This window comes from Mycobacterium sp. 1465703.0, assembly GCF_001672975.1.
Taxonomy (GTDB): Bacteria; Actinomycetota; Actinomycetes; order Mycobacteriales; family Mycobacteriaceae; genus Mycobacterium.
In genome coordinates, this window is the sequence record NZ_LZKU01000242.1 from 1 (window position 1) to 9,744 (window position 9,744).

The 9,744-nt window shown below is 62.5% G+C and carries 9 protein-coding genes; 4 read left to right on the plus strand and 5 right to left on the minus strand.

Features of this window, described 5'->3' with window-relative positions; translation table 11 throughout:
- Positions 1-348 (plus strand): helix-turn-helix domain-containing protein (locus A5625_RS23450; RefSeq protein WP_197516202.1); only part of this gene is annotated, 348 nt, incomplete at its 5' end.
- A gap of 209 nt (positions 349-557) precedes the next feature.
- On the opposite strand, the gene A5625_RS23455 is transcribed toward A5625_RS23450, so the two are convergent.
- The 4 genes from A5625_RS23455 to A5625_RS30810 form a co-directional block, all read right to left on the minus strand.
- On the minus strand, positions 558-1,604 hold the full coding sequence (locus A5625_RS23455; protein ID WP_066999796.1) for an AraC family transcriptional regulator: 1,047 nt from the start codon (positions 1,602-1,604) through the stop codon (positions 558-560).
- Between the two features lie 398 nt (positions 1,605-2,002).
- On the minus strand, positions 2,003-3,238 hold the full coding sequence (locus A5625_RS23460; protein WP_197516204.1) for a cytochrome P450: 1,236 nt from the start codon (positions 3,236-3,238) through the stop codon (positions 2,003-2,005).
- A gap of 49 nt (positions 3,239-3,287) precedes the next feature.
- Positions 3,288-4,121: a mycofactocin-coupled SDR family oxidoreductase gene (locus A5625_RS23465; RefSeq protein WP_066999802.1), complete on the minus strand. Its 834-nt coding sequence runs from the start codon at positions 4,119-4,121 to the stop codon at positions 3,288-3,290.
- Between the two features lie 351 nt (positions 4,122-4,472).
- Positions 4,473-5,492, minus strand: coding sequence for an AraC family transcriptional regulator (locus A5625_RS30810; protein WP_369830036.1), 1,020 nt, complete (start codon positions 5,490-5,492; stop codon positions 4,473-4,475).
- 367 nt (positions 5,493-5,859) lie between these two features.
- On the opposite strand from A5625_RS30810, the gene A5625_RS23475 reads away from it, so the two are divergent.
- From A5625_RS23475 to A5625_RS23485, 3 genes are all read left to right on the plus strand, one after another.
- Entirely contained in the window at positions 5,860-7,269 is a 1,410-nt protein-coding gene (locus tag A5625_RS23475) for an FAD-binding oxidoreductase (protein WP_197516203.1), read from the plus strand.
- 78 nt (positions 7,270-7,347) lie between these two features.
- On the plus strand, positions 7,348-8,046 hold the full coding sequence (locus A5625_RS23480) for a class I SAM-dependent methyltransferase (protein WP_066999817.1): 699 nt from the start codon (positions 7,348-7,350) through the stop codon (positions 8,044-8,046).
- A gap of 497 nt (positions 8,047-8,543) precedes the next feature.
- Positions 8,544-9,278: an NADP-dependent oxidoreductase gene (locus A5625_RS23485; protein ID WP_066999820.1), complete on the plus strand. Its 735-nt coding sequence runs from the start codon at positions 8,544-8,546 to the stop codon at positions 9,276-9,278.
- Between the two features lie 312 nt (positions 9,279-9,590).
- Here A5625_RS23485 and A5625_RS29300 read toward each other — a convergent pair.
- On the minus strand, positions 9,591-9,744 hold a 154-nt coding region (locus A5625_RS29300), incomplete at its 5' end, for an LpqB family beta-propeller domain-containing protein (RefSeq protein WP_156748481.1).

Genomic DNA, 9,744 nt, shown 5'->3' on the forward strand with positions numbered 1-9,744 from the left:
CGCACTATCCGTGCAGCAATCGACATCATCGAAGAGGAGGCGCACCTTCCCATGACGGTGTCTTCCCTGGCCGCACGTACCCACCTCAGTGTTCGCTCACTACAGTTCGGCTTTCGCGACTACCTGGGTGTTTCACCAATGACTTACCTGCGGCAGGTTCGGCTGCGGCGGGCACATGAGGCGCTGCTGGAGTCCGATTCCTCGTCGGCCACTGTGGCCTCGATTGCGTACCACTGGGGCTTTACCAATCTGGGCCGGTTCGCCGCCGCACATGCGGACCGATACGGCGAGGCGCCTTCGGAGGCCTTGCGCCGCAAACCAATTCGCGCGCCGCGGAGCCTACGATAACCGTCCGGCCGCACCGCGCTGCACCGAGACCGCAATATACCGATCGTGGATTGTCGCCAAACTTGCACCACACCGGAGAGGCACTGTGGTATCACGCTTTTCGCCGCGACGGTACGCTCCCGGATCTCGGCACGAGACGTTGCCGCGTCGGTTGGATCGAACCGGGCGCGGCACGAAAGCACTTGGCGTCAAGGTGCACGGAGAAGAAGCTACGCGATGGATCTTGCCTGCCGCGTGATCGCCGAACCGCCTCGCCGACGCAGAGTCATGACCGGCTTCTCGCCATAGCGAGCTGCATATGCAGCGGCGAAACGTCCGAAATTGGAGAAGCCCCAGCGAACTGCGATCGACGCTACCGTATCGGTCGATGGATCGGAGTCGTGCAATTCCTGGCGAGCGCGGCGCAGACGGACGTCCCGCAGATAGGTCATGGGTGTTGTACCGACGTGAACGCGGAAGCCCTGCTGTAGGGAGCGCACGCTCACGTAGGTGCGTGCGGCCAGCGCCGGGAGGGTCAGCGGCAGATGCGCTTCGGTTTCGATGATGTCGATTGCTGCACGGATGGCCCGCGGCGGAGGGTCGGTCGCCTCACCATCCAATGTCGAGCGATATGAGTGGTCCGTAGCCAGTAGGAGGCCGCGGACGATGCTATCGGCAAACGGCATGCCGACGAGTGGCTCATGAAGGATGCTGCCAGGCCGGAACAGCTCCACGGTGAACAACGACACCATCCTGATCCAGTTACGAACGCCTTGATTTGTGGTCCGCATTAGGGGTTCCAGGTCGATTTGGGAAGTTATGGTCTGCCCGAGTGCATCCCCGAGGGCATCTTCGACGGAATAACGATCGATCATCACGGCCAGCAGACGACCGCTATAGCCCGAGACACCGGCTTTACCCTCCGGCCGATACACCGCGACCGAGCCGGGAGCCGTCACCACTGAGAGATCGCTATCCGTCCGTATCGAAGACGCTGCGACGGGCAGAGTCACATGATAGTGGGGACGAACTTCACCGCCGTTCACACAAACGGTATCGTGAAAGTCCGCGTCTAACACGGTAATTGGGCCGAGACGGCGCATACGGTGCGTGAATGAAAATGAGTTCGCGCCCTCTTGCGGGCCAATATCCGGCCACCAGTACCCCGCCGAGTCCAGCTCGTTGTTGCGCAGCTCGGCGAATTCGTCCAGGGATCGCACGGTCACCCACGGGTCGGTGTCCCCTACCCGGACCGCCAAATCCTGCCGATCGCTCATGCGCACCGGTCTCTCCAGCCTCGCGCCAGCGTCCAGGAATGCTTCGCCGAGACGGACGCTGACGGTCGTTTCATCACTTCGGTGGCCTTCCTTACCCTCCGTAGCCATAGCTGACCGTTCTGCGGAACACAGTAACGCCGTCGGCTTGATCCGATACCCCGCTCCGAGAAATATGCGCAATCTGGCCAGAACCGCGCGCAACGTGGCTAGTCACCATAGATACCCGGACGATGTTTATCCGCCGTAGCCGTCATCGGTGGGCACTCCAAGCACACATCTGCGCTTGATCTGTGTCGGAACGGGCTCCAGATTGCCGGCAGCCGAACCGACCGAGAGGCGCCGCGCCTACGAGCCGCAATAACCCCCACGCATTTGGTGGCGGCAGTGCTGGATGTACCTCATGTCGTGTCGATAGCGCGGCATGGTGTGAATACCACCGGCATGGATGTCGGCCCGGAAACGAAGTTGGCTGCCCGCAGTGGTGCTTCGGTGCCGTCGGCAAGGCGGAGGTCGGGCAATCGCTCCAGCACTCGCTTGGTCATCGTCGAAAGCTCCAACCGGGCGAGCTGGTTGCCCAGGCAAAAATGTGTTCCGAAGCCGAAGGCGAGGTGGTTGTTGGGGTTTCGATCGATACGAAAGTTGTCCGGGTCGCCAAAAACGGCTTCGTCGAAGTTGGCCGACTCGAACATCAACAGGATTTTCTCACCTTCACGTAAATGCGTGCCGTAGAATTCGATGTCGGTTGTCAGTGTCCGGCACATATTCTTCAACGGTGAGGTCCAGCGCAGCATTTCCTCGATCGCGCTTGGCAGCAATTCCGGATTGATGCTTAGCCGGTCCCATTGGTCGTGATGTCGCAGTAGTTGCTGAATGCCGCCGGACAACGTATGCCGCGTCGTCTCATCGCCTCCGATGAGGATCAACAACGTCTCGAAGATGATCTGGTCATTCGTCATGCGCTGCCCGTCGACTTCGGCGTTGACCAGAATGCTGAACAGGTCATCGGCGGGGTCGGCGCGACGTTTGGCGATGATGTCGATGGCATACGCGCTAAAGCCGTTAAACGCCGACATCACCGCCTGCAGCGTCGTGTCGTCAGCAGCCGAATTCATTCCATTCATCAGATCGTCGGACCATTTCAGCAACATGTCGTGATCTTCGCGCGGCACGCCAAGCATGTCTCCGATGACTGCCATCGGTAGCGGGGCCGCGATGTCGCGGACAAAATCGCACTCCCCCCGTTCGCAGACCGCATTGATCAAGCTGTCACACAGCCGAGCGATCGAAGGCGCTTTGTTACGCACCCCCTTGCGGGTGAAGCCGGCACTGACCAGACGGCGGCGCAACAGGTGTGCGGGATCATCCAGATCGATCATGTAGGGCATCGGTGGGTGTTCCGGCCGGACCCCACCGGCATTGGAGAACACCGCTGGGTTGCGCTCCGCATCGACTATCGACTGATGAGTGGTGGCCGCGGCCCGCCCATTACGATCTCGAAAAACGGGTTGATTGGCCCGCATCCACCGATACGCCTCGCGCGCATGCCCGTTGGCGTAAAAGTCGCCGTCGATCAGATCGACGTCTGGCTTGGGTCCAAGAAGATGTTGTGTCACTGTAGACCTTTCCAACGGCATCTTCACGCGGCAAACAGTCGGGGACTTGCTCGCAGGGGAACACGGCGCCTCACTTCAAAGCAAAGCCGGCATCCACCGGCAACGTGACGCCGGTGATGCACCGGCTCGGCGGGCCGCAGAGGAACACCATCGCCTCCGTGACGTCGGTCGGATCTAGGACCGATACCGGAAGCAGGTTTTCAAACCGTTCGGAAAAGTCCGGATGGTCGGCGGCGAACCGGCTGAGTTGTTCATTCATGGCCATCGGGGTCGCCACCGTACTCGGGTGCACGGAGTTGACGCGAATGTTCTTCTCAGCCAACGTATGTGCGTAATAGCGCATCAAACCGACGACACCGTGCTTTGCGGCGACGTAGCCGGCGACGCCGTGGTTGCGCATGGCGAAGCTCGAGGCAACCGACTTGAACCCGGCAGCTGAGCTGGTGATGACGATCGCGCCACCATCACCGTGGTTCAGCAACGCCGGCAAAGCGGCCTCGATGGTGAAGTAGACCCCGTTGAGTGTCACATTCACCGCATCGAGGTAGGCCGACACGGTCGGGTCAGGGTCTGCGCATCCCGGCAATATCCCGGCGTTGGCCAGCACGAAGTCGATACGCCCCAGCTCTTTTACGCCCATTTCCACTACGTCTTCGAGCTGCGTCAATTCTCGAACGTCTGCCTGTTCGGCCACGACACGTCGCCCGATTTTCTCGACGAGATTGACGGTTTCGAAGAGGTCTTCCGGTCGCGACATCTCGTACGTCACGCTGTTGATTTGTGCGCACAGATCAACAGCGATGATGTCAGCGCCTTCCTCGGCGAACCGCACGGCATGCGAGCGGCCCTGTCCCCGAGCGGCGCCGGTAATGAGCGCAACCTTGCCATCGAATAGCCCTGCCATTAGTTCCTCCTACGTTGCCGAGGCGAATACTGTTGCAGCGACCCACTTTTGCCCCGGCCACTTCGTCGATCGCGGGCTCCGCGGTGTCGGGCGGCTCGCTCGGCGTAGCGATCACAAAGCATCGCGATCCACACGACACTCACGCGGACATACAGATAGAGGACCGCGAAAATTATCGGCGTGAGTGCGGCGGCATCCAGTGACTGCCCGGACACGTCAAATCTGCGCTATCGGAGTGGTAGTCAGAGTTGCCGAGTTCATCCACACCCTGCCGAGATGTTTATCCCTATCGGTCACCAGACTCACGCTAGGGTGGCGACGGCGTGGAACCTAGCCGTCGCACGCAGCGACCTATCCAGATTGCGCATCCCGGCGCTGACCGCGAAAGTCCCTGCGCGCCAGCGCATTAGTGTCGGGAGCGACCGAAGACCCGCCGCGATCCCGAGGGCCGCCGGTATGGTTCGCTCCTCTTCCCGTCTGCCAATCGCGCAGAGTTGACGCACTAGCGACGACAAGGCCGGAAGCGGTCCGGCGCAGGGTTTCAGTCGGTGTTTCACCGTACCGTGCAGCGTGCGCGGCGGCGAACCGGCCGAGGTTGCTGAAACCCCATTGATAGGCAACCGAAGCCACCGTAACCGCCGACGGATCCGACCTGAGCAACGTCTGGTGGGCTCGGCGCAGTCGGACCTCGCGCAGATACGCCATCGGGGAGGTGCCCAGATGACGTCTGAAGCCTTGCTGTAGTGAACGAACGCTTATGTGACAACGCGCGGCGATCGAGGACAGCGTCAATGGCGAATCCGCTTCCGCTTCGATGATTTCGACCGCGGCCCGAACCGGGCGGGGCGCAACGAACCGTTCGCCTCCGATGAGGGCTTCGCGATGGGGATGGTCGACGGCCAGCAAGAATCCGCGCACCAGGCTCTCAACGAAGGGCAATCCGACCAGCGGTTGATTCACCACGCTATCCGGGCGGAAAAATTGCTCGCTGAACACGCCGACCATGTTGATCCAGCTTCGGGTCGCGCCCGCGGTGCTGGGCAGGACCGGCGTGAAGTCGGGGTGAGCCGTGATTCGGCGACCGAGTGCGCTGCTGAGAGCATCGTCTACCGCCGCGCGCTCGATCTTCAAGCAATTGATCCTGCTTCCCGCCGCCCATCGCCCAGTACTGAGGCCCTCAGGTGAGTACACCGCCGCACTACCAGGGCCGCCGACGACCGACAACCCTCTGTGTACACACTCGGTGCGACCGGACCGCACGATGATCACACGGTAGCTATCGCATATCTCGCCCGCGTCCATGGACAGATCGGACCCGACGACGATTTCGGACACGGCGACGGGGCCCATGCGGCCGACCCGCTGGGTCATTGAGAACTCATCCGGATCGTCCAGCAACGTGAGGTGACGCTGGCCGCAGCACACCAGGGCGAAATCGTCGAAATCGTTCGTCGGCGTCCATATGCGGCTGCCGCGAGCGCCGATCGCCCGTTGTTCCGTCGTCCGGTCACCTTCCCACACCGTTCGCAGCTACCTCCTCCCTGTCTGCGCAGCAACAACGCTAAAGCTGGTTGGCATCGCCGCGCCATGCCGCGACCGGAGGTCTGCGCGATCCGTCCACAGCGATGCGCAATCCGGCTAGGCGGTCCGCCGGGCATCCCCCTACCGTCGGGATCGTGCAAATCAAGTCATCGTCGATGCCGGCAGCAACTCCATGAGCCGTACAGAATCTGCTCCAGTGCAACGGCTTTCGTCCCGCCAGCTCACCGATCTGAACAGTCGACTGGCCGGCGATGTGGTGCATCCACGACACCGCGACTACCAACGCGAACGCCGGATCTGGAACTACATGATCGATCGCTACCCGACGGCGGTGGTGCGATGTGCTACCGAAGCCGATGTCGCCACAGCGATCGCGTTCGCCCGTGAACAAGCCGTTCGGCTCACGGTGAAAGGCGGCGGGCATAGTGTCGCCGGACACTCGATGGTCGACAACGGTTTGGTCATCGGCCTCGGCCGAATGCGCCAGGTCAGGGTCGATCCCGAGGCCGGACGGGTGCGAGTCGGCGGCGGTTGCCTCCTGGCCGACATGGACTGTGCCACACAAGCTTTCGGCCTCGCGACGCCGGCCGGCGTCATGTCGCAGACCGGGGTTGCGGGCCTTGCGCTCGGTGGCGGTATGGGCTGGCTGAGCCGCAAGTACGGCCTTACGTGCGACCACCTGATCTCGGCGAGGGTGGTGCTGGCTGACGGCAGCGCGCTGACCGTCAGCGGCAACGAGCATCCCGACCTGTATTGGGCGCTACGGGGCGCCGGGGCCAACTTCGGTGTGGTGACGGAGTTCGAGTTCGCAACGCAGACCGTCGGTGTGACGCTTCCGGTCGGCGTGGCGCTGTACCGGATCGAGGATGCGGCCGCCGCGATCCGGCATCAAGCACAGACCATGCTGCGCGCCAGCGATGACCTGAAAGTCATGGTCTACCTGCGCCGCGCGACGGCGGAACCCGGCGTGCCGGACGACTTGCTGAACGCCCCGGTGTGCATGTTCGTGAGCGTATGGACGGGAGATCGCACGGATGCAGCGGGTGTGTACGAGCAGTTGTGGGCGGGCGCGCCGAGAGTGTTCCAGGACATTCAGATCCTGCCGTACGTTGCGCTGCAGTCGTTGAACGACAGCGCCATTGGGGCCGGCGCATGCAATTACACAAAGGGCGGCTACGCGGGCGAGCTGACCGACGGCTGCATCGAAGCGCTCATCGACGCCGCGAACCGCTTGCCCAACGCGCTCTCAGCGATCGAGTTCGGCTATCAACACGGCGCCCAGGACCGTCTCGGCGAATGCGACACCGCGTTTGCCGACCGGCATGCCGATCACATCATCAACGTGTTGGGCCGGTGGCAACCGGGGGATGAAGCTCAGCCCCACATCGACTGGGTGCGAGAGACGTTCGCCGGCACCGCACGGTGGCAGACCGGCGGCTTGTACTCGAATTTCATGGCCTTCGACGACGGCGACCGGGTGCGAGACGCCTACCGAAACGGCAAGTACGAGCAACTCGCCAAGATCAAGGCCAGGTACGACCCCGACAACGTCTTCAGCAACAATGCCAACATCTTGCCGGCGAAAACCACACAACTGAGCCGATAGGGGACCTGGCCATGCACCTGGGCCTGATCCCCGACAGCCCGGGCGGAATGGAAAGCACTGGCCTCGGGACGAGTCCCGTTGCCGTTCTTGGAAACCCACTTCTCATTCGGACTCGCACACGCGGTGATGGTCGCAACCAACCTTGGTGTGTTCGAGTCGCTGGCCTGCCAGACCGCCACATCGACAGAAATAGCCAGTCGTTGTGGAAGCGATCCGGCATCCACGCAGCGACTGCTGGATGTCCTCGTCGGGTCCGGATACCTGCGCTACCGCGGCGACCGATACGCGTTGACGACGACCGCGCGCACCTGGCTGCTGGCGGGAAGTCCGCACTCGCTCGTCGACGCGGTGCTCTTCGCCGGCGACGAATGGGAGCTTATGGGCCACATCAAAGGCTATGTGCGCACCGGCATGCCCCTTGACATCCATAAATGCATGACCGGCGAGCAGTGGGACCGCTACCAGCGGTGCATGCGTGCACTGGCCGGCCAATTGGCGAACGAAGTCACAGAGGTTCTTCCCATGCCCCGCGGGACAACTGAGATGGTCGACGTCGGTGGTTCGCACGGGCACTACTCGGTTGCACTGTGCCGGCGTTACCACGGCTTGCGTTCGGTGGTGCTCGACCTGCCCGAGGCAGTCAGAGCCGCCGCCCCGCTATTGGCGGCCGAGAACATGGGACACCGTGTGGTGCACTTCGAATCTGACGCGCTGACCCACGATTTCGGTGGCGATAGCTACGATGTGGTGCTGCTGTCAAATCTCCTCTTTGTCTGACAGGTGACGTATAAAACCCGAATCGCCTACACGGCGGCGCGTTTCTCACCCGGGTGAATGTGCGTTTGGGGTGATGACACGTCACCCGGTCTTGCCGCAATCTCAGGACATCCAGGTCCCCGCGGGCTTGTCAGCCCGTTTGGGCCGCCTAGCTCTGAGGTGCGCGGGCATCAATACGAAGCAGGGTGGCCGGATCGCATCCGTGAGGGAACTAGGAAGGACGGTCAACTTGCCTGTGCCGCATTGTCCCGGCTACGCGGCTAGTAACAGTTGAGTGATGAGGTTTTATATGAGTTCCGGACGCCTCGGCGCGAGGTGTTGATGCGCTACGGCGTCGATAGGTCTTGTGTTCGATGCGCCAGTCATAAACCAGGACTTGCGCTTCAAGCGAAATAGGCGATCACTAGTGAGGTCCGGCTGACCATCCGCACCGCCACCAAGATAGTTCAGTACCGCTAATTGTTGTTGTGAGATCCTTCTACACTAAGGAGAATTTGATGAAGGCCCTACGCCAGTACGCTGACGGGTTGCGGCTTGAGGAGATTGCCGAACCCGAACCCGGACCCGACGAGGTGCTCGTTCGCGTCCACGCCGCAGCGATCACGCGGGATGAGCTGACCTGGTCGACCGATCGCCTGCCTGCGATTCCCTCCTATGAGCTGTGTGGCGTCGTGGAGTCGACGGGCGAGGAGGTCATCGCGCTGACGCCATTCGATCGCGATGGCGTCGCCGCCGAGTTCGCAGCGGTGCCGAAATCTTTGCTCGCCCCGAAGCCGTCCGCACTAAGTTATGAGCAGGCGGCGGCGCTCCCGATGCCCGGGACGACCGCGTGGCAGGCGCTGGTCGTGCACGGCAAGCTCAAAACCGGTGAGCGGGTGCTGATCACCGGCGCGCGAGGCGGAGTCGGACACATTGCCGCTGAACTCGCGCGCAAGCTCGGTGCAACTTTGGTCGAAGAAGGCGAGGCCTGTGAACTCCTCTTCGACACCACCGGCGGGGAGCCCCTCGCTCGTAGCGCGCCCGGTGCCGCGCGCATCGTCACGATCGCGGCCGAGGCGCCCGGCGCGCAATACTTCGTTGTGGAACCGGACGGCGCACAGCTCAGGGCGCTGCCAGAGCTGCAACCGCAGATCGACAGCGTCTTTCCGCTGGACCAGTTCGAAGCAGCGTTCGCTCGCACCGCCCAGCACGGTAAGAGGGGGAAGGTTGTGCTTCGCGTCTCCAAGGCGTAGGCCCGCCAGCCGAATTGGTTTTGGGTTCGTTGTTGGTCGCGGGTTGCTTGTTGGGACGCGCCGTTGATGAAGACCCGTGGCTTGTGTCGATCAATCGGTCAGAAGGATTCGGCGACAACGGGTTTAGCGAATAGTCGGTAGCAGTCGACCACTGAGCGGTTGGAGATCAGGATCATCGAACCACCGGTGGTGGCCCGCACTGAGGCCAGTTCGAGAGGTCGTCGGCATGGGTTGGGGAGCTCGCGCGTAGTCGTTAATCGCAGGTCTGGCCAGCGTGCCCGGCGCCCGGCTGCGTCGCGCTGACGATCGCCACTAGCCCGCCAGCACCGGCGCCGCTCCGGGCACCGTCAAACCGGACACCTCCGACCAGCCCTGCTGGCCGTCGGCCGACGGCGAATACTGCAGCACCCCTTGCGGACCCGCGACGTACGCCGTCGACGGGTTGGCCACCACCGTCGTCACCGGC